Here is a 20,157-nt window from a genome sequence, read left to right as displayed (position 1 = left end):
GTCTGTACCGAGGAGCACTGCCGCTGTGAAGAGCACCATCGAGGAACTGGGCCCCACGCGGGTCCGGATGGCGATCGAGGTGCCCTGGGGGGACCTGGACCACGCCTTCGGTGAGGTCTACAAGGAGCTGGGCAAGCAGGTCCGCATCCCCGGGTTCCGCCCCGGCAAGGTGCCCAACCGCGTCCTCGACCAGCGCATCGGCCGTCCCGTCGTCCTGGAGCAGGTCGTCCAGCACGCGATCCCGGAGGTCTACTCCGAGGTCGTCCGCGAGAACCAGGTGCGCGTGCTCGGCCAGCCCGACATCGAGGTCACCCGCCTCGACGACAACGACACCCTCGCCTTCACCGCCGAGGTCGACGTCGCCCCCCAGGTCGAGCTCCCCTCGCTGGAGAACCTCGCCGTGTCCGTCGACGACGTCGAGGTCACCGACGAGGAGATCGACAAGCAGGTCGACGTCATGCGCGAGCGCTTCGCGATGCTCACCGGCGTCGAGCGGGCCGCGCAGGACGGCGACTTCGTCTCCATCGACCTCGAGGCGAAGCTGAACGGCGAGGTCCTCGAGGACGGCTCGACCAGCGGGATGTCCTACGAGGTCGGCACCGGCCAGCTCATGGAGGGTCTGGACGACGCCGTCCACGGCCTGTCCGCCGACGAGTCGAAGACCTTCCAGACGGCGCTGCTGTCCGGGCCCAACTCCGGCGAGATGGCCGACGTCACCGTCACCGTCCGCTCGGTCAAGACCAAGGACCTCCCCGAGCTCGACGACGAGTTCGCGCAGACGGCGAGCGAGTTCGACACCCTGGCCGAGCTGCGTGACGACGTCCGCACCCGGTTGGCCCGCACGAAGGTGCTGCAGCAGGGCGCGCAGGCCCGCGACAAGCTGGTCGAGCACCTGCTGGAGATCGTCGAGGTGCCGATCCCGGAGAACCTCGTCGAGCGCGAGATCGAGTGGCGCAACCGGGCCTTCGAGCAGGAGCTGCAGCAGGCCGGCATGGACTGGGACACGTTCCTGTCCATCTCCAACACCGAGAGCCGCGAGGCCTACGACGCCGACCAGCGGAAGAACGTCGAGGAGGCCGTGCGCACGCAGTTCATCCTCGACGCGATCGCCGACGCCCGGGAGATCACCGTCGACAACGAGGACCTGTCGGCGCAGATCATGGCCCAGGCCCAGCGCAGCCGGATGAGCCCCGAGCAGTACGCCCAGCAGCTGCAGCAGGGCGGCAACATCCCCGAGTTCGTCGCCGACGTGCGCCGCACCAAGGCGCTGGCTCAGCTGCTCGAGCAGACGACGATCACCGACGCGTCGGGCAACACCGTCGACCTCGAGGCGCTCCGCCCGAAGACGATCCAGGCGCCGGCGGCCGCGGAGTCCGAGGACAGCGCCGACAGCGCGGACTCGGCCGATTCGGCCGACAGCCCCGACGAGGCCGACGAGAAGGCCTGAGCAAGGACCCCGTCCTCCTCACCCCGCGCACGCTCGGGGTGAGCCTCGGGACGGGGCCCTGAACGACCTGCGGCGCCGTCCCACCCCCGAGCCGGGGGAGGGGCGGCGTCGTCGTCTCCGGCGGATGGCGCTGCGCCCATGGCGAACACCGGCCTGAAGGGGACTGTGTCGTCGGAGGTCCGCGTTAGGGTCGACAGGACTCAGGCGAGCGCCCCGGGGTAGCCCTTCCCCGGTGGGCCGTTCTGGCCCGCACCGCCCCCGCACCACCGCCCTACCCGTCCACCGAGACCGACTGGCAAGACAGTCCTACGGAGGTCACCGCACCCGTGAGCATTACCGACCCGAACCTCGCCGGCTCGCCGCAGATGCGCGGCGGCGGCGGAATGATGAATCTCGGAGACTCCGTCTACGAGCGGCTGCTGCGCGAGCGGATCATCTTCCTGGGCAGCCAGGTCGACGACGTCATCGCCAACCAGCTCGCTGCCCAGATGCTGCTGCTGTCCGCCGAGGACCCCAAGCGCGACATCCACCTCTACATCAACTCGCCCGGCGGCTCCGTCACGGCCGGCATGGCGATCTACGACACGATGCAGTTCATCGACTGCGACGTCGCCACCTACGGCATGGGCCTGGCCGCCTCGATGGGCCAGTTCCTGCTGACCGCCGGCACCAAGGGCAAGCGCTACGCCCTGCCGCACGCGCGGATCATGATGCACCAGCCGTCGGCCGGCGTCGGGGGCACCGCGTCCGACATCGCCATCCAGGCCGACCTGTTCCGCCGGACCAAGACCGAGCTCAACGAGCTCCAGTCGTTCCACACCGGTCAGCCGGTCGAGCAGATCGCGAAGGACTCCGACCGCGACCGGTGGTTCACCGCGCAGGAGGCCCTCGAGTACGGCTTCGTCGACCACGTGGTGAGCAAGGCGGCCATGACCGACAGCACCAACCCGGTCACGGACAACTGACGGTTCGGAGGAACTGACCAACATGAGCTTCCAGATGCCCTCCAGCCGGTACATCCTGCCCTCCTTCGTGGAGCGCACGAGCTACGGCATGAAGGAGTCCAACCCCTACAACAAGCTCTTCGAGGAACGGATCATCTTCCTCGGGGTGCAGATCGACGACGCCTCGGCCAACGACGTGATGGCCCAGCTGATCACGCTGGAGTCCGCCGACCCCGACCGCGACATCACGATCTACATCAACTCGCCCGGCGGCTCGTTCACGTCGCTCATGGCCATCTACGACACGATGATGTTCGTCCGCCCCGACATCCAGACCGTCTGCATGGGCCAGGCCGCCTCGGCTGCCGCCGTCCTGCTCGCGGCCGGCACGCCGGGCAAGCGCCTGGCGCTGCCGTACTCCCGCGTGCTCATCCACCAGCCGTCGGGTGAGTCGGGCGGGCAGGTATCCGACCTGGAGATCCACGCCGCCGAGATCCAGCGGGTGCGGGCGCAGATGGAGGAGATCCTGGCGCGTCACACCGGGCAGACCCTCGAGCAGGTCCGCACCGACATCGAGCGCGACAAGATCCTCACGGCGCAGGAGGCCAAGGCCTACGGCATCGTCGACGAGGTCATCCAGAGCCGGAAGCTCAACGCGCTGCCGGCTGTCTGATGGCGCGGGCCGAGGGCGCATTTCGCGTCCTCGGCCCGTACCGTTCGAGAGGCACAGGGAGCACACGCGACGGATGTGGTTGGACCGGTCCGACCGGGCGATTCATTGCCCCATCGGGTCGGTGGCGGCAGTTAGGGTCGGCGAGCGCCCGAACACCGGCCAGCAGCGCCGGGAGGAGAGCCTCGCGGCACGCAGCGAGGCAGTAGCCGGGGTCGGCCAGAGGATCACGCAGGTACCTGGGACCAGGACCTGGATGTCGAGGTGGAGGTCAACAGGTGGCACGTATCGGTGAGAGCGGTGACCTGCTCAAGTGCTCGTTCTGCGGTAAGAGCCAGAAGCAGGTCAAGAAGCTCATCGCGGGCCCCGGGGTCTACATCTGCGACGAGTGCATCGACCTCTGCAACGAGATCATCGAGGAAGAGCTCTCGGAGTCGTCGGACCTGAAGTTCGACGAGCTGCCCAAGCCCAAGGAGATCCACGATTTCCTGGAGCAGTACGTCATCGGCCAGGACAAGGCCAAGCGCACTCTCTCGGTGGCCGTCTACAACCACTACAAGCGCATCCAGGCCGGCGGTGAGCGAGGCTCCCGCGACGACTCGGTCGAGCTCGCGAAGTCCAACATCCTGCTGATGGGCCCGACCGGGTGCGGCAAGACCCACCTGGCCCAGACCCTCGCCCGCATGCTCAACGTGCCCTTCGCGATCGCCGACGCCACGGCACTGACCGAGGCCGGCTACGTCGGTGAGGACGTCGAGAACATCCTCCTCAAGCTGATCCAGGCCGCCGACTACGACGTCAAGCGCGCCGAGACCGGCATCATCTACATCGACGAGGTCGACAAGATCGCCCGCAAGAGCGAGAACCCGTCGATCACCCGCGACGTCTCCGGCGAGGGCGTGCAGCAGGCGCTGCTGAAGATCCTCGAGGGGACGACGGCGTCGGTGCCGCCGCAGGGTGGACGCAAGCACCCGCACCAGGAGTTCATCCAGATCGACACGACGAACGTGCTGTTCATCGTGGGTGGCGCCTTCGCCGGCCTGGAGAAGGTCATCGAGCAGCGCATCGGCAAGCAGGGCATCGGCTTCGGCGCCGAGATCCGCGGCAAGGCCGAGATCGCCGAGGCCAACGCCTTCGCCGAGGTCATGCCCGAGGACCTGCTGAAGTTCGGCATGATCCCCGAGTTCATCGGCCGGCTCCCGGTGATCACCAGCGTGCAGAAGCTCGACCGCGAGGCGCTGATCAACATCCTCACCGAGCCGAAGAACGCCCTGGTGCGCCAGTACCGCAAGCTCTTCGAGCTCGACGGCGTCGACCTGGAGTTCACCGACGACGCGCTCGAGTCGATCGCCGACCAGGCCATCCTCCGTGGCACCGGCGCCCGTGGGCTCCGCGCGATCATGGAGGAGGTGCTCCAGTCGGTCATGTACGACGTGCCCAGCCGCGAGGACGTCGCCTCCGTCGTCATCACCAAGGAGGTCGTCCTGGAGCACGTGAACCCGACGATCGTCCCGCGCAAGCCCACCCGCGAGCGCCGCGAGAAGTCCGCGTAACCCAGCCGCGTCGACGAGCCCGGTCCCTTCGTGGGGCCGGGCTCGTCGCACGTTGTGCGCTGGTCGGCAGGTCCGGGGCGGATTCCTGCCGACCAGCGCACAGCGTTGCGGCGGGAATCCACACATCTGCTCGGGGCGGACCACGGACCCCGACTGCCGGGCAGCCTTATGTCGTGGTGAGGGACCCGCGAGCGGCTGTGGGAGAGACTGGCTGGATCACGGCCGCCGAGCTGCAGCGGCAGGTGAGCCCCCGAACCATCGGGGCCTGGGTGTCCTCCGGCAAGCTGGTTCTCCTGCGTCCCGGCGTATACGCCCTCCCGTCCGCTGCGAACGGCTGGCGGGTTCGCCTGGCCGCCGCACTGACGCGCGGAGACGGTGTGGCCAGCCATGCCACCGCACTCGCCTTGTGGGAGCTGATCGAGCACCCGCCCGGTCCGGTGCACGTCACGGTTGAGCTGACGAGGAGCGCCCGCGGATCGAGGGGAGTGACCGTCCACCGCTCGGCGGGAATCGACGCCGAACGACGCCGGGTCGGGAGCCTGTCGGTCACCTCGGTGGAGCGCTCACTCGTCGACACGTGGGGTCGTCCGGCGCCGCTGCGTCGGCCTGACGTCCGGGCCGCAGTGATCACTGCGCTGCGCCGCCGCCAAGGGTCGACCCGAGAGTTGGCCGTCGAACTGGCGAGGCGGCCGCGGCTCCCGGGCCGATCAGAACTGGCGAGCCTGGTCACCCTGCTGGCCGAGGGGTGTCAGAGCGAACTGGAGATCTGGGGATGCCTGCAGGTGCTCCGGGCGCCGGGCATGCCGCCGTTCGTCCAGCAGCGGCCGATCACGGCGGCCGGGCAGCGGTTCTTCCTCGATGCCGCGTACGAGGACGTGCAGCTCGCGGTAGAGATGGACGGAGCTGCGTGGCACGGGTCGAGGTCTCAGCGGGAGCGGGACATCGAGCGCGACGCTCTCCTGGCGACTGTCGGCTGGCAGACGTTGCGCTTCGGCTTCGGCCGGCTGACCCGGGCTCCCGAGGCCTGCCGGCGGGACATCCTGGCGGCACGGGCCGCCCGCCAACGGCTGTTCACTGTGCGCTGATCGGCAGGTTTCCCGCGGATTCCTGCCGACCAGCGCACAGTGTGCAGCGGGGGCGGTTACTCCGGGACGGGGGCGAGGACGACCTGGACGGTCATGGGGCCGTCGCCTGCCGCCACGGACAGCGTCGCGATGCGGCCGGCGTCGACCAGGTCCCCGCGCGCCGCCTCGACCAGCGGCACCTGCTCGGCCGGCGCGATCACCGTCGCCGTCTCGACGTCGGCCCGCATCGACTGCTTCGCGTCGGACTTGGCCTTGCGCACGCCGGCCAGCGCCTCCGCCGCGGCCGAGACCACCGCCGGGTCGCCACCGGAAGGCAGCTCCGACGCCACCGGCCACGCAGCCCGGTGCACCGAGCCGGCCTGCCACCAGGACCAGACCTCCTCGGTGACGAACGGCAGCACCGGCGCGAACAGCCGCAGCTGCACCGACAGCGCCAGGGCCAGCGCGGCCTGGGCGGACTCCGACGCCGGGCCCGAGGCGTAGGCGCGCGACTTCACCAGCTCCACGTAGTCGTCGCAGAACGACCAGAAGAACGACTCCGCGACCTCGAGCGCCCGCGTGTAGTTGAACGCCTCGAACGCCGCCGTCGCCTCGTCGACGACACCCGCCAGCCCGGCCAGCAGGCCGCGGTCGATCGGCTCGGTGATGCGGTCGGCGGCCGAGGCGAGGTCGACGTCGACCGCACCCAGCCCCAGCACGAACTTGCCGACGTTGAGGATCTTCATCGCCAGCCGCCGGCCGACCTTCATCTGCGTCTCGTCGAACGGCGAGTCCGCACCCGGGCGGGCGCCGGCGGCCCGCCAGCGGACGGCGTCGGTGCCGTAGCGCTCCAGGACGTCGATCGGCGTCGTGGCGTTGCCCTTCGACTTCGACATCTTCTTGCGGTCGGGGTCGACGACGAAGCCCGAGATCGTCGCGTGCGACCACGGCACGGTGTCGTGCTCGAAGTGCGCGCGGACCACGGTCGAGAACAGCCAGGTGCGGATGATGTCGTGCGCCTGCGGCCGCTGGTCCATCGGGAAGACGTGCGCGAACAGCTCCGGGTCGGTGTCCCAGCCCGAGGCGACCTGCGGCGACAGGGACGACGTCGCCCAGGTGTCCATGACGTCGGGGTCGGCCATGAACCCGCCGGGCTTGCCGCGCTGCTCCTCGGTGAAGCCCTCGGGCACGTCGGACGACGGGTCGACCGGCAGCGCCGACTCGGGCGCCAGGATCGGGTCGGAGAAGTCCGGCTCGCCCTCGGTGTCCAGGCGATACCAGACCGGGAACGGGACGCCGAAGAACCGCTGGCGGCTGATCAGCCAGTCGCCGTTGAGGCCCTCCACCCAGTTCTCGTAGCGGTGCCGCATGTGGTCGGGCACCCACTGGATCTCCCGGCCGCGCGCGATCAGCGCATCCCGCAGATCGGCGTCCCGGCCGCCGTTGCGGATGTACCACTGCCGCGTCGTGACGATCTCGAGCGGGCGCTCGCCCTTCTCGAAGAACTTCACCGGGTGCGTGATCGGCCGCGGCTCGCCGTCCAGGTCGCCCGACTCGCGGAGCAGCTCCACGACGCGGGCCTGCGCGCTGAACACCGTCTTGCCGGCCAGCTCGTCGTACGGCTTCGCGGGCACGCCGGGCGGCGGGTCGGCGAGGATGCGGCCGTCCCAGCCGACGATCGGGCGGGTGGGCAGCTGCAGCTCCCGCCACCAGGTGACGTCGTTGAGGTCGCCGAACGTGCAGATCATCGCGATGCCCGAGCCCTTGTCGGGCTCGGCGAGGCGGTGCGCCACGACGGGCACGTCGACGCCGAACAGCGGCGTCCGCACCGTCGTGCCGAACAGGCCCTGGTACCGCTCGTCGTCGGGGTGGGCGACCAGCGCGACGCAGGCCGGCAGCAGCTCCGGCCGGGTGGTCTCGATGAAGACCGGGCCGTGCGGGGCGTGGAACGCGATGCGGTGGTAGGCGCCGGGACGCTCCCGGTCCTCGAGCTCGGCCTGGGCGACCGCCGTGCGGAAGGTGACGTCCCAGAGGGTCGGCGCCTCCTGCGCGTAGGCCTCACCGCGCGCCAGGTTGTGCAGGAACATCCGCTGGGCGGTAGCGCGGGAGCTCTCCGAGATCGTCCGGTAGACGTTCGACCAGTCCACCGACAGCCCGACGCGGCGCCAGAGCTTCTCGAACTCCGCCTCGTCGGCCTCGGTCAGTGCCATGCACAGCTCGACGAAGTTGCGCCGCGAGATCGGGTGCTGGTCCTTGCCGGGCTTCTCCGGCGGCTCGAACGACGGGTCGTAGTGCAGCGAGGGGTCGCAGCGCACGCCGTAGTAGTTCTGCACCCGGCGCTCGGTGGGCAGGCCGTTGTCGTCCCAGCCCATCGGGTAGTAGACGTGGCGGCCGCGCATCCGCTGGTAGCGGGCGACGAAGTCGGTGTGCGAGTAGCTGAAGACGTGCCCCACGTGCAGGGAGCCGCTGGCCGTCGGCGGGGGAGTGTCGATCGAGTAGATCTGGTCGCGGGGCGCCTTCAGCGCGGCGTCGCGGTCGAAGGCGTAGGTGTCCTCGGCCGCCCAGCGCTCGATCCACTTCTGCTCGAGCCCGTCCAGCGTGGGCTTCTCGGGTACGCCGACGGTCGCAGCCGGGGCAGACGTGTCCGGGGTCGCGATGTCGGGAACCATGTGCCCCAGTCTATGAACTGGCGGGCTGGCATCCTGAGCAGGATGAGCAGCAGCAGCACCGGTGATCTGGCCCGGGTGGAGAAGGAGCTGCTCGCCCGCTGGCCGGAGAGCCGGCTCGAGCCCTCGCTGACCCGCATCCACGCCCTGGTGGACTTCCTGGGTTCCCCGCATCGCGCGATGCCCGTCGTCCAGGTCGCCGGCACCAACGGCAAGACGACGACGGCGCGGATGGTCGACGAGCTGCTCCGCGGGTTCGGGCTGCGCGTGGGTCGGTTCACCAGCCCGCACCTGGAGTCGATCCGGGAGCGGATCGTGCTCGACGGCGAGCCGGTCAGCGCCGAGCGCTTCGTCGAGACCTACGACGACATCGCCCCGTACGTGCAGATGGTCGACGCCGGCAGTGACGTCCCGATGAGCTTCTTCGAGGTCATGGTCGGCATCGCGTACGCGCTGTTCGCCGACGCGCCGGTCGACGTCGCCGTCATCGAGGTCGGCATGGGCGGCACGTGGGACGCGACCACCGTGGCCGACGCGCGGGTCGCCGTCGTCACCCCGGTGGCGCTGGACCACGCCGAGTACCTCGGTCCGGACGTCGGCACGATCGCCGGCGAGAAGGCCGGGATCATCAAGGCCGACTCCATCGCCGTCCTCGCCCACCAGGAGCCCGCCGCGCTGGACTCCCTGGTGCGCCGGGCCGTCGAGGTGGAGGCCGTGGTGGCCCGGGAGGGCACCGAGTTCGGGGTGCTCGAGCGGCGGGTCGCCGTCGGCGGGCAGCAGGTGCGGCTGCAGGGCCTCGGCGGGGAGTACGAGGAGGTCTTCCTGCCGCTGTTCGGGGCCCACCAGGCGCAGAACGCCGTCCTGGCGCTGGCCGCCGTCGAGGCGTTCCTGGGCGCGGGTGCCGCGACCGGGCCGATCGAGCAGGAGACCGTCCGGGCGGCGTTCGCCGCCGTCCGGTCCCCGGGCCGGCTGGAGCGGGTGCGCACCAGCCCGACCGTTCTCGTCGACGCCGCGCACAACCCGGCCGGGATGACGGCGACCGTCGAGGCGATCCGGGAGTCCTTCGACTTCACCCGGCTGGTCGGCGTCGTCGGCTGCGTGCGCGGCAAGGACGTGCACGGCATGCTCGCGGCCCTGGAGGACGTCTGCGCCGAGCTCGTCGTCACCCAGAACAGCTCGCCGCGGGCGATGCCGGCCGACGAGCTCGGCGCCCTGGCGGTGGACGTCTTCGGCGCCGACCGGGTGAGCGTCTCCCCGCGGCTGGCCGAGGCGCTGAGCGAGGCCATGGAGCTGGCCGAGGCCGGGCCGGACGACGCGCTCGGGGGCGCCGGCGTGCTGGTGACCGGCAGCGTGATCACGGCGGGGGAGGCCCGCACGCTCATGGGCGGACGGTCGGCATGACCGCACCCGACCCGGTCCGGGCCGCGCGGGCGCTCGGAGGGGCCGCGGCCGCGATCCTGATGATCGAGGGCATCGCGGTCCTGTTCGTCCCCCGCGGCATCGCGCAGAGCGACGGGGGGCTGGGTGGCGGCCGACTGGCGTACCTCCTGGTTCTCGCGTTGGTGTTCATCCTCGCGGCGGGGCTGCAGCGCCGGCCGTGGGGCCTGTACGTGGGCACCGCCCTCCAGGTGCCGCTGCTGCTGACCGGGCTGCTCAACAACGTGATGTGGTTCCTGGGCGGCGCCTTCGTGCTGATCTGGCTCTACCTGCTGCAGGTGCGCAAGGAGCTCATCGGCTCGCCCTTCGGGCCGGCGCGGGCCCCCGAGCACGACGACGGCGGGAGCACGGGAACGACCACCCCGTAGGCTGCCGCCCCGTGACCGAACGCACTCTCGTCCTCGTCAAGCCCGACGGCGTCGCCCGTGGCCTCGTCGGCGAGGTGATCACCCGTCTCGAGCGCAAGGGCCTGCGCCTGGTCGCCGCCGAGCTGCGGACCCTCGACCGGGACACCGCCGAGACCCACTACGCCGAGCACCGCGAGCGCCCGTTCTTCGGCTCGCTGGTCGAGTTCATCACCGGCGGCCCGCTGATGGCCCTCGTCGTCGAGGGCCCGCGGGCGATCGAGGCGTTCCGCGCGCTGGCCGGCGCCACCGACCCGGTGAAGGCCGCCCCCGGGACCATCCGCGGCGACTTCGCCCTCGAGGTGCAGAACAACATCGTGCACGGCTCCGACTCGCCCGAGTCCGCCGAGCGCGAGGTCAAGCTCTTCTTCCCCGACCTGGGCTGAGCAACCCCGCCAGATCTGCACACTGGCCCGTTTCAGGCCGCTGAAGTGGGCCAGTGTGCAGATCTCGCCGCGCAGGGGGCGGGCGGAAGGGCGGCGGCTACCCTGGGGGCGTCATGACTGGTGCCTCTCTCTACCCCCGCCTCGAACCGCTGCTGGCACAGATCCAGAAGCCGATCCAGTACGTCGGCGGTGAGCTCAACGCCCAGGTCAAGCCGTGGGACGACGCCGCGGTGCACTGGGCGCTGATGTATCCCGACGCCTACGAGGTGGGGCTGCCCAACCAGGGCCTGATGATCCTGTACGAGGTGCTCAACGAGCGCCCCGACGCCCTGGCCGAGCGCAGCTACGCCGTCTGGCCCGACCTCGCCGCCCTGATGCGGCAGACCGGCGTCCCGCAGTTCACCGTCGACGGCCACCGCGCCGTGCGCGAGTTCGACCTGCTCGGCGTCAGCTTCGCCACCGAGCTGGGCTACACGAACCTGCTCGAGGCGCTCGACCTCGCCGGCGTCCCGATCCTCGCGAAGGACCGCGACGAGACCCACCCGGTCGTCGTCGCCGGTGGGCACGCCGCGTTCAACCCGGAGCCGGTCAGCGACTTCGTCGACGCCGCCGTCCTGGGCGACGGGGAGCAGGCGGTCGGCGACATCACCGACGTCGTCAAGGCGTGGAAGGCGCAGGGCCGCCCCGGCGGCCGCGAGGAGCTGCTGGCCCGCCTGGCGCGCGTCGACGGCGTCTACGTGCCGCGCTTCTACGCGGTGAGCTACGGCCCGGACGGCGCGATCGCCGCCGTCACCCGCACCCGCGACGACGTGCCGGCCAGGATCGGCAAGCGCACCGTCATGGACCTCGACGAGTGGCCCTACCCGAAGACGCCGTTGGTTCCGCTGGCCGAATCGGTGCACGAGCGGATGAGCGTCGAGATCTTCCGCGGCTGCACCCGCGGCTGCCGCTTCTGCCAGGCCGGGATGATCACCCGCCCGGTGCGGGAGCGGACGATCACCGGCATCGGCTCGATGGTCGACCAGGGGCTCAAGGCCACCGGCTACGAGGAGGTCGGACTGCTGAGCCTGTCCAGCGCCGACCACTCCGAGATCGGCCAGCTGGCCAAGGAGCTCGCCGACCGCTACGAGGGCACCAACACCAGCCTCAGCCTGCCCAGCACCCGCGTCGACGCCTTCAACGTCACCCTCGCCAACGAGCTGTCGCGCAACGGCCGGCGCTCCGGGCTGACCTTCGCCCCCGAGGGCGGCAGCGAGCGCATCCGCCGGGTCATCAACAAGACGGTGTCCAAGGAGGACCTCGTCCGCACGGTGACGACGGCGTACGCCAACGGCTGGCGCCAGGTGAAGCTCTACTTCATGTGCGGGCTGCCCACCGAGACCGACGAGGACGTGCTGGAGATCGCCGACCTCGCCGTCGAGGTGATCAAGGCCGGCCGGGAGGCCAGCGGGCAGAAGGACATCCGCTGCACCGTGAGCATCGGCGGGTTCGTGCCCAAGCCGCACACCCCGTTCCAGTGGGCGAGCCAGGCCAGCGCCGACACCATCGACCACCGGCTGCGCGTGCTGCGCCAGAAGATCAACGAGGACCGCCGCATCGGCCGCTCCATCGGCCTGCGCTACCACGACGGCAAGCCCGGCGTGATCGAAGGCCTGCTCTCCCGCGGCGACCGCCGGGTCGGCCGGGTCATCGAGCGGGTCTGGCGCGACGGCGGCAAGTTCGACGGCTGGAGCGAGCACTTCTCCTTCGACCGCTGGACGACGGCGGCGGAGGAGGAGCTCGCGCCCTTCGGCGTCGACCTCGACTGGTTCACCACCCGCGAGCGCACCGAGCACGAGATCCTGCCCTGGGACCACCTGGACGCCGGGCTGGACAAGGAGTGGCTCTGGGAGGACTGGCAGGAGGCGCTGTCCGAGGAGGAGGTCGCCGACTGCCGGTGGACCCCCTGCTACGACTGCGGGGTCTGCCCGACCATGGGCACCGAGATCCAGATCGGGCCGACGGGGCGCAGCCTGCTGCCGCTGACCGTCGTCTGATGGCGCGCCAGCCCGACGGGCCCCCGCCGCCGCCGACGGTCCAGAAGCTGCGGATCCGCTACGCCAAGCGCGGGCGGCTGCGCTTCGCCTCCCACCGCGACCTCGCCCGCACGCTCGAGCGCGCCCTGCGGCGGGCGAACGTGCCGATGGCGTTCTCGGCCGGCTTCAGCCCGCACCCGAAGATCAGCTACCTCGGCGCCGCCCCGACCGGTGCGGCCAGCGAGGCCGAGTACCTCGAGATCGGCGTCGCCATCCGGTGCGACCCCGACGCGCTGCGCGAGGCCCTGGACGCCGCGCTGCCCGACGACGTCGCCGTCCTGGAGGTCGTCGAGGCGGCCGAGGGGACCGGGTCGCTGGCCGACCGGATCGACACCTCGGTCTGGCGGGTGGAGCTGCCCGGGCTGACCCTCGCCGAGCTCGCACCCGCAGTCGAGAAGTTCCTCGCCAGCGAGGTCGTCACGGTCGCGAAGCGGACGAAGAACGGGCTCCGGGACGTCGACGCGCGCGCGGCCGTGACCAGCGCGTCCGCGGGCGAGGGGGCAGGTTGTGCCATACTGCACGTGGTCGTCCGGCAGGTGACGCCCGCTGTACGACCTGACGACGTGTTGGCCGGCCTGGCTGCCGTCGCCGACCTGCGCCCGCCGTTGCCCCCCAGGGCCGTGCGTGAGGCGCAGGGCCGGCTCGACGACACCGGAACCGTGGCCGATCCGCTCGGTCCTGACCGTGTGGCGCGCACCCGCTGCCAGGGGGCGCACGCTCCGATCTGACCGGTGGATTCCCCGGGGGCCCGCGCGCTGTCGAGCGCCACGACTGCCAGACGTGACGCGCACCCGAAGACCGCACCGCCGAAGACCTGATCCACCGCTCCACACCGTGCCCAGCACCATCGGGCACGGGCACCACCAGCAGTCCGGCTCCCGGACGCGGCAACCGTCGCCCGGAGGCCGATCACAGACTTTCGCAGGACGAGCCAATCCGCCGTACCCCGCGCGGCGGCCCGTCCCGCCCAACCCGCGTTCCTGCGCGGCCGCCAGTCCCGTCCGGGATCGGCGCCCGGGAACGCTCTACAGGAGGCGAGCCCTCGTGGCCGACAACGACAACGACAACGACACCACCAGCACCGACGAGACGGCCGGCATCCCGCCGGAGGCGGCCGAGGACACCCCGACCGCCGCGACGCCTGACGTCACGGAGACGGCCGAGGCGGACACCGACGCCGAGGACGAGACCGAGGCCGCCGACGCGGCCGAGGAGCCCGTCGCGGAGCCCGAGCCGGAGCACGAGCCCGAGCCGGAACTGCCGCGGTTCGCGACCGCGTTCAGCTCGCCCGAGCCGACCGCCGTCGTCGCCCGCCCCCGGCGCCGCGCCACCCGGCCGGCGCTGTCGGCCGACCCGCTCGACGTCGACGCCGCACCCACGACGCCGGTGGCGCCCGCCCCGGCGTTCGTCAGCTTCGTCGCGCCGGCTGCCGACGTCCCGCCGCCCCCGCGCCGCCGCAGCCGTCGCGCCGCCGAGGCCCCGGAAGAGGTCGAGGACGTCGCCGAGGACACCGGCGAGCTCGACGAGACCGACGAGACGCCCCGCTCCCGCCGCAGCCGCTCGCGCGGTCGGCGCCCGGCGGCCGACCGGACGGACGTCGAGGAGACCGACACCGAGGCCGAGGCCGAGGACACCGGCGAGGAGGCCGAGGACCGCGACGAGGGCTCCTCGGGCAGCCGCCGGCGTCGCCGGGGCCGTCGCGGCCGCGGCCGCGGCCGCAGCGGCGAGGACTCCGCCGAGGGTGACGACGAGAGCGGCGAGGACGCCGACGACACGTCCGACGAGAACGAGACCGAGGACACCGACGGCGAGGACACCGGCGAGGAGTCCGACACCGACGAGGCCGAGGGCGGTTCGACCACCCGCCGCCGGCGGCGTCGCCGCCGCCGCGGTGGCAGTGGCGGGGAGGACCGCAGCGAGGACACCGACGACGACGACCGTCCCGAGCGGGCCGGGCGCAACGGCCGGACCACCAGCGACGACGACGTCCGCGGGGTGGCCGGGTCGACGCGCCTCGAGGCCAAGCGCCAGCGCCGCCGCGACGGCCGGGACACCGGACGCCGCCGCGCGCCGATCCTGACCGAGGCCGAGTTCCTCGCCCGCCGCGAGGCCGTCGACCGCAAGATGGTCATCCGCCAGCGCGGCGAGCGCACGCAGATCGCCGTGCTCGAGGACGAGGTCCTCGTCGAGCACTACGTGACGCAGGCGCAGGCCACGAGCTTCGCCGGCAACGTCTACCTCGGCCGCGTGCAGAACGTGCTGCCCAGCATGGAGGCCGCGTTCGTCGACATCGGCAAGGGACGCAACGCCGTCCTCTACGCCGGCGAGGTCAACTGGGACGCCGCGGGCCTCTCGGGCAAGCAGCGCTCCATCGAGACCGCGATGAAGTCCGGCGACAAGGTGCTGGTGCAGGTCACCAAGGACCCGATCGGCCACAAGGGCGCCCGGCTGACCCAGCAGATCAACCTGCCCGGCCGGTTCCTGGTGTTCGTGCCCGGCGGCTCGATGACCGGCATCAGCCGCAAGCTGCCCGACACCGAGCGGCAGCGGCTCAAGGACATCCTCAAGAAGATCGTCCCCGAGGACGCCGGCGTGATCATCCGGACCGCCGCGGAGGGCGCCTCGGAGGAGGAGCTCACCCGCGACGTCAACCGGCTGACCGCGCAGTGGGACGTCATCTCGAAGAAGGCGGAGTCGACCAACAATGCGCCGACGCTGCTCTACGGCGAGCCGGACCTCGCGATCCGGGTCATCCGCGACGTCTTCAACGAGGACTTCAAGGAGCTCGTCGTCCAGGGCGACGACGCGTGGGACACCGTCGAGGCCTACGTCGGGCACGTCTCCCCGGAGCTGACCGGCCGGCTGACCCGGTTCACCGGCGAGGGCGACGTCTTCCGCGACCTGCGCATCGACGAGCAGCTGGCCAAGGCGCTCGACCGCAAGGTCTGGCTGCCCTCGGGTGGCTCGCTGGTGATCGACCGCACCGAGGCGATGACCGTCGTCGACGTCAACACGGGCAAGTTCACCGGCTCGGGCGGCAACCTGGAGCAGACCGTCACGCGCAACAACATGGAGGCCGCGGAGGAGATCGTCCGCCAGCTCCGGTTGCGCGACATCGGCGGCATCATCGTCATCGACTTCATCGACATGGTGCTCGAGAGCAACCGCGACCTCGTGCTGCGGCGGCTCACCGAGTGCCTGGGCCGCGACCGCACCAAGCACCAGGTCGCCGAGGTCACCTCGCTGGGCCTGGTGCAGATGACCCGCAAGCGTGTCGGCCAGGGCCTCCTGGAGGTCTTCTCCGAGCCCTGCGACCACTGCCGTGGCCGGGGGATCCTCGTGCACACCGACCCGGTCGACGAGAAGCGCCGCAGCGGCGCCGGGACCACCCCCACCGGGAGCGGGAACGCCGGCGGTGGCCGCCGGGACCGCAACGGCGCGAAGGACACCCCCAAGGACACCCCCAAGGACGGCGGGACCGCCCAGGAGACCGCCCCCGAGGCCCCGAGTCCCGAGATCGAGTCACCGGACGGCGAGGCGGCCGAGGGTGGCCGGGGCCGGCGCAGCCGTGGTCGGCGCGGTCGCGGCCAGGCCGGCGCGGAGACCGCAGCCGAGGACGCCGCCGTCCTGACCGCGGCGCGGGGCGCCGACGCCGAGGCGGAGGAGCGGACCGAGCCGGAGCAGCCGGCCCCGGTGCCGGCCGCCGAGCCGGTGGCCGAGGCGATCGAGCCGACGGAGGAGCGGGCCCGCGTCGACGAGTCGCCGGCCGAGCCCGCCGCCGTCGCGGAGCCCGCGCCGGACGGGGACGGCGGCGCTCCCGCCGGCCGGCCCCGCCGCCGCCGGGCCGCGAGCCGCCCGGCAGGCCCGCCCGTCTGAACCGAGCGAGCGTCGGCCCGCCCTCGTCGAGGGTGATCCTCGCGCTCCGGGGGTTCTGCAGAACCCCCGGAGCGCGAAGAACACCCCGAGAGCCGGGCCGGGGCGGGGTCGGCGGAACGTGACGAAGGCCCGACCGGGCCGTGTCGACCGCCCGCGGACGGCTCGGGTACGCTGGTCTGGTTGCACCGCCACGGCGCGGGCACCGCATGGTGCCGCCCGGAAGGCGTCCGCAGCCCGTCCAGCACCCGGCGCCCGAACCGGTCGTGCGCGCCGGACGAGAAGCTGGACATGAACGAAGCGATCGAGGAGTCAGTGGTGTACGCAGTGGTGAAGGCCGGTGGCAGCCAGCACAAGGTGGCCGTGGGCGACACGTTCACGATCAACCGTCTGGCGGGTGCGGCCGGCGACAAGGTGGCCCTGCCGGCCATCCTGCTGGTCGACGGCGACACCGTCACCAGCGACGCCGCCGCGCTGGCCAAGGTCACCGTGACCGGCGAGATCGTCGAGCACGGCAAGGGTCCGAAGATCCACATCCACAAGTTCAAGAACAAGACCGGCTACCACAAGCGGCAGGGGCACCGTCAGCCCCTGACCAGCGTCGTGGTCCGCGACATCTCGAAGGGCTGACGCCGACATGGCACACAAGAAGGGCGCCTCGTCCTCCCGCAACGGCCGCGACTCGAACGCGCAGCGCCTCGGCGTCAAGCGCTTCGGCGGCCAGGTCGTGAAGGCCGGCGAGATCATCGTCCGTCAGCGCGGCACGCACTTCCACCCGGGTCTGGGTGTCGGCCGGGGCAGCGACGACACGCTGTTCGCGCTCGACGCCGGCGCGGTCACCTTCGGCACGCGGCGGGGACGCAAGACCGTCTCCATCACCGCCGTCGAGTGAAAGGACCCCGTCCTGCCCACCCTTCGCAAGCTCAGGGCGGGGCCCGGGACGGGGCCATGACAATCTTGTCGACACGAGCGCACGGGCCGGCCTGCCCGTGCGCTCGCGGCGTCTGATCGGTAGGTAGAAGAACATGGCGGCCTTCGTCGACCGGGTGGTCGTGCACGTGGCCGCGGGCAACGGCGGGCACGGCGTCTCCTCGGTGCACCGCGAGAAGTACAGGCCGCTCGGCGGCCCCGACGGTGGCAACGGCGGCGACGGCGGCGACGTCGTCCTCGAGGTCGACCCCAACGTGCACACGCTGCTCGACTTCCACCACCACCCGCACCGGAAGGCCGGCAACGGCAAGCCCGGCGAGGGCAGCAACCGGCACGGTGCCCGCGGTGAGGACATGGTCCTGCGCGTGCCGGCCGGCACGGTCGTCAGCACGCCCGACGGCCGCGTCATCGCCGACCTGGTGGGCGCCGGCACCCGCGTCGTCCTCGCGTCGGGCGGCAAGGGCGGGCTGGGCAACGCGGCGCTGGCCAATACCCGGCGCAAGGCCCCCGGCTTCGCCCTGCTGGGCGAGCCCGGCGAGGGGTTCGACGCGGTCATCGAGCTCAAGAGCATCGCCGACGTCGGCCTGGTCGGGTTCCCCTCGGCGGGCAAGTCGTCGCTGATCGCGGCGATGTCGTCGGCCCGCCCGAAGATCGCCGACTACCCGTTCACCACGCTGGTGCCCAACCTCGGCGTGATCCGCTCCGGTGACACCGTCTACACGATGGCCGACGTCCCCGGCCTGATCCCGGGTGCGTCGACCGGCAAGGGCCTGGGGGTCCAGTTCCTCCGCCACGTCGAGCGTTGCGCCGTCCTGGTGCACGTCGTCGACATGGCGACGATGGAGCCCGGCCGCGACCCCGAGAGCGACATCGAGGCCCTCGAGCACGAGCTGCGGGAGTACGACGAGGAGCTCGACCTCGTCGGTCGCCTGCGCATCGCCGTCCTCAACAAGATCGACGTGCCCGACGCCCGGGAGCTGGTCGACCTCGTGCGGGCCACGCTGGAGAAGCGCGGTCTGGAGGTCTTCCCGATCAGTGCGGCGACGGGGGAGGGGCTGCGCGAGCTCGGCTTCGCGCTGGCCCGCGCCGTCGAGGAACACCGCGCGAGCCTGCCGCCGATGGAGCCCGCCCGCGTCACGGTCACCCCCAAGGCCGTCGACGACACCGGCTTCACCGTGGAGCCCGACGGCGACGGCGGCTTCGTCGTGCGCGGCGTCCGCGTCGAGCGCTGGGTGCGGCAGACCGACTTCACCAACGACGAGGCCGTCGGCTTCCTGGCCGACCGGCTCAACCGCCTCGGGGTCGAGGAGCAGCTGGCCAAGGCCGGCGCCCACGAGGGCGACGCGGTCACGATCGGTGAGGTCACCTTCGACTGGGTGCCGACCCTCCCGGCCGGGACGCTCACGATCGAGGAGTCCGCGGGTCTCGGCGGCCGCGGCACCGACAGCCGGATCGACGCGCCGCACCGGGTGCGCGCGCAGGAGCGGCTGGCCGCCAAGAAGCTGCGGCGGACGCCCTACGAGCTCAGCGAGCCGGGGTGGACCGAGGACGACCTCCCGGAGGACGCGCAGTGACCGCCGCCCGGCCCGAGATCGCCGGCGCCCGTCGCGTCGTGGTCAAGGTCGGGTCGTCGTCGCTGACCACGCTGCCCGGCGGCCTGGACGCCGAGCGGCTCGAGGCGCTGGTCGACGTCCTCGGCGCGGTGCGCGCGGCCGGCCGGGAGGCCGTCCTGGTCTCCTCCGGCGCGATCGCCGCCGGCCTGGCGCCGTTGCAGCTGACCGGACGCCCGCGCGACCTGGCCACCGCGCAGGCGGCGGCCAGCGTCGGGCAGTTGCGGCTCGTGCAGACCTACGCCGACGCGTTCGCCAAGCACGGCATCACCGTTGGGCAGGTGCTGCTCACCGCTGACGACCTGACCCGCCGCAGCCACTACCGCAACGCCCGCCAGACCGTGGAGCGGCTGCTGGCGCTCGGGGTGCTGCCGATCGTCAACGAGAACGACACCGTCGCCACCGACGAGATCCGCTTCGGCGACAACGACCGGCTGGCGGCGCTCGTGGCCCACGTGGCCCGCGCCGAGGCGCTGGTGCTGCTGTCCGACGTCGACGGCGTGTACGACGGCGATCCGCGGTCCGGGCCGGCCCAGCTGGTCGACACCGTCCACGGTGAGGCCGACCTGGCCCACGTGACCCTCGGCTCGGCCAGCCGCAACGGCGTGGGCACCGGCGGGATGGCGACCAAGGTCGAGGCCGCGTTCATCGCCGCGCACGCCGGCGTCCCCGTCGTCGTCACCTCCACCGCCCAGGCCGCGGCCGCGCTGGCCGGTGAGCAGGTCGGCACGCTGTTCACGCCGCTGGGCCGCCGGCCCAGCGCCCGGCAGTTCTGGCTGCGGTACGCCAGCCGCCCGCGGGGCCGGCTGCTGATCGACGACGGCGCCGTGCGGGCGCTGCGGGAGCGGTCGGCGTCGCTGCTGGCCGCCGGCATCACCGGGCTGGCCGGCGACTTCCTGGCCGACGACCCGGTGGAGCTGGTCGGGCCCGACGGCGTGGTCGTCGCCCGGGGCCTGGTCGCCTACGACGCCCGTGAGATGCCCGCGCTGCTCGGCCGCAAGACCGGCGACCTGCCGCCCGAGTACCGCCGCGAGGTCGTCCACCGCGACGAGATGGTGCTGGTCGGACGCCGATCACGGCCTTGAGAGACTGTCTCCC

The 20,157-nt window shown here is 72.1% G+C and carries 16 protein-coding genes; 15 read left to right on the top strand and 1 reads right to left on the bottom strand.

Annotation, left to right across the window (positions count from 1 at the left end; genetic code table 11):
* Positions 1–25: 25 nt before the first annotated feature.
* The 5 genes from tig to ABD644_RS07585 all read left to right on the top strand — a co-directional run bounded on the left by tig (position 26) and on the right by ABD644_RS07585 (position 5,699).
* Positions 26–1,447 carry a trigger factor gene (gene tig, locus ABD644_RS07605; protein ID WP_344688144.1) on the top strand — a complete coding sequence of 474 codons (1,422 nt, stop codon included), beginning with the start codon at positions 26–28 and terminating at the stop codon, positions 1,445–1,447.
* Positions 1,448–1,773: 326 nt separating this feature from the next.
* Positions 1,774–2,412 (top strand): ATP-dependent Clp protease proteolytic subunit, encoded by a 639-nt coding sequence (locus tag ABD644_RS07600; RefSeq protein ID WP_425547406.1) that lies wholly within the window; start codon positions 1,774–1,776, stop codon positions 2,410–2,412.
* Between the two features lie 22 nt (positions 2,413–2,434).
* Positions 2,435–3,064, top strand: coding sequence for an ATP-dependent Clp protease proteolytic subunit (locus tag ABD644_RS07595; protein WP_344688143.1), 630 nt, complete (start codon positions 2,435–2,437; stop codon positions 3,062–3,064).
* 275 nt (positions 3,065–3,339) lie between these two features.
* A complete protein-coding gene (gene clpX / locus ABD644_RS07590; RefSeq protein WP_344688141.1) occupies positions 3,340–4,614 on the top strand; it encodes an ATP-dependent Clp protease ATP-binding subunit ClpX in 1,275 nt (424 codons plus the stop codon).
* A gap of 665 nt (positions 4,615–5,279) precedes the next feature.
* On the top strand, positions 5,280–5,699 hold the full coding sequence (locus tag ABD644_RS07585; RefSeq protein ID WP_344688140.1) for an endonuclease domain-containing protein: 420 nt from the start codon (positions 5,280–5,282) through the stop codon (positions 5,697–5,699).
* A gap of 56 nt (positions 5,700–5,755) precedes the next feature.
* On the opposite strand, the gene valS is transcribed toward ABD644_RS07585, so the two are convergent.
* The gene (gene valS, locus ABD644_RS07580; protein WP_344688139.1) at positions 5,756–8,347 is read right to left on the bottom strand and encodes a valine--tRNA ligase; all 2,592 of its coding nucleotides are present in this window, start codon (positions 8,345–8,347) and stop codon (positions 5,756–5,758) included.
* Positions 8,348–8,389: 42 nt separating this feature from the next.
* Here valS and ABD644_RS07575 point away from each other — a divergent pair, with 42 nt between their 5' ends.
* The 10 genes from ABD644_RS07575 to proB all read left to right on the top strand — a co-directional run bounded on the left by ABD644_RS07575 (position 8,390) and on the right by proB (position 20,144).
* Entirely contained in the window at positions 8,390–9,745 is a 1,356-nt protein-coding gene (locus tag ABD644_RS07575) for a bifunctional folylpolyglutamate synthase/dihydrofolate synthase (RefSeq protein ID WP_344688137.1), read from the top strand.
* Positions 9,742–10,149, top strand: coding sequence for a DUF4233 domain-containing protein (locus ABD644_RS07570; protein ID WP_344688136.1), 408 nt, complete (start codon positions 9,742–9,744; stop codon positions 10,147–10,149). The genes ABD644_RS07575 and ABD644_RS07570 overlap by 4 nt, the downstream gene beginning before the upstream one ends.
* Positions 10,150–10,160: 11 nt before the next feature.
* Complete coding sequence (gene ndk, locus ABD644_RS07565; protein WP_344688134.1) at positions 10,161–10,571, top strand: nucleoside-diphosphate kinase; 411 nt, start codon at positions 10,161–10,163, stop codon at positions 10,569–10,571.
* Between the two features lie 113 nt (positions 10,572–10,684).
* Entirely contained in the window at positions 10,685–12,607 is a 1,923-nt protein-coding gene (locus ABD644_RS07560; RefSeq protein WP_344688132.1) for a TIGR03960 family B12-binding radical SAM protein, read from the top strand.
* The gene (locus ABD644_RS07555; RefSeq protein WP_344688131.1) at positions 12,607–13,374 is read left to right on the top strand and encodes a TIGR03936 family radical SAM-associated protein; all 768 of its coding nucleotides are present in this window, start codon (positions 12,607–12,609) and stop codon (positions 13,372–13,374) included. The genes ABD644_RS07560 and ABD644_RS07555 overlap by 1 nt, the downstream gene beginning before the upstream one ends.
* Before the next feature lie 316 nt (positions 13,375–13,690).
* Positions 13,691–16,522 (top strand): Rne/Rng family ribonuclease, encoded by a 2,832-nt coding sequence (locus ABD644_RS07550; RefSeq protein WP_344688130.1) that lies wholly within the window; start codon positions 13,691–13,693, stop codon positions 16,520–16,522.
* Between the two features lie 288 nt (positions 16,523–16,810).
* Positions 16,811–17,149 (top strand): 50S ribosomal protein L21, encoded by a 339-nt coding sequence (rplU, locus tag ABD644_RS07545; protein WP_425547403.1) that lies wholly within the window; start codon positions 16,811–16,813, stop codon positions 17,147–17,149.
* Between the two features lie 7 nt (positions 17,150–17,156).
* Positions 17,157–17,411 (top strand): 50S ribosomal protein L27, encoded by a 255-nt coding sequence (gene rpmA / locus ABD644_RS07540; RefSeq protein WP_135161267.1) that lies wholly within the window; start codon positions 17,157–17,159, stop codon positions 17,409–17,411.
* A 133-nt stretch (positions 17,412–17,544) separates the two neighbouring features.
* The gene (gene obgE / locus ABD644_RS07535; RefSeq protein ID WP_344688128.1) at positions 17,545–19,023 is read left to right on the top strand and encodes a GTPase ObgE; all 1,479 of its coding nucleotides are present in this window, start codon (positions 17,545–17,547) and stop codon (positions 19,021–19,023) included.
* Positions 19,020–20,144 (top strand): glutamate 5-kinase, encoded by a 1,125-nt coding sequence (gene proB, locus ABD644_RS07530; RefSeq protein ID WP_344688126.1) that lies wholly within the window; start codon positions 19,020–19,022, stop codon positions 20,142–20,144. The genes obgE and proB overlap by 4 nt, the downstream gene beginning before the upstream one ends.
* Positions 20,145–20,157: the final 13 nt, after the last annotated feature.

This window comes from Blastococcus jejuensis, from assembly GCF_039534705.1.
In the GTDB taxonomy this organism is placed as follows: Bacteria; Actinomycetota; Actinomycetes; order Mycobacteriales; family Geodermatophilaceae; genus Blastococcus_B; species Blastococcus_B jejuensis.
Note: the sequence above shows the minus strand (reverse complement) of the source record. Positions and strands in the feature narration are given on the sequence as shown.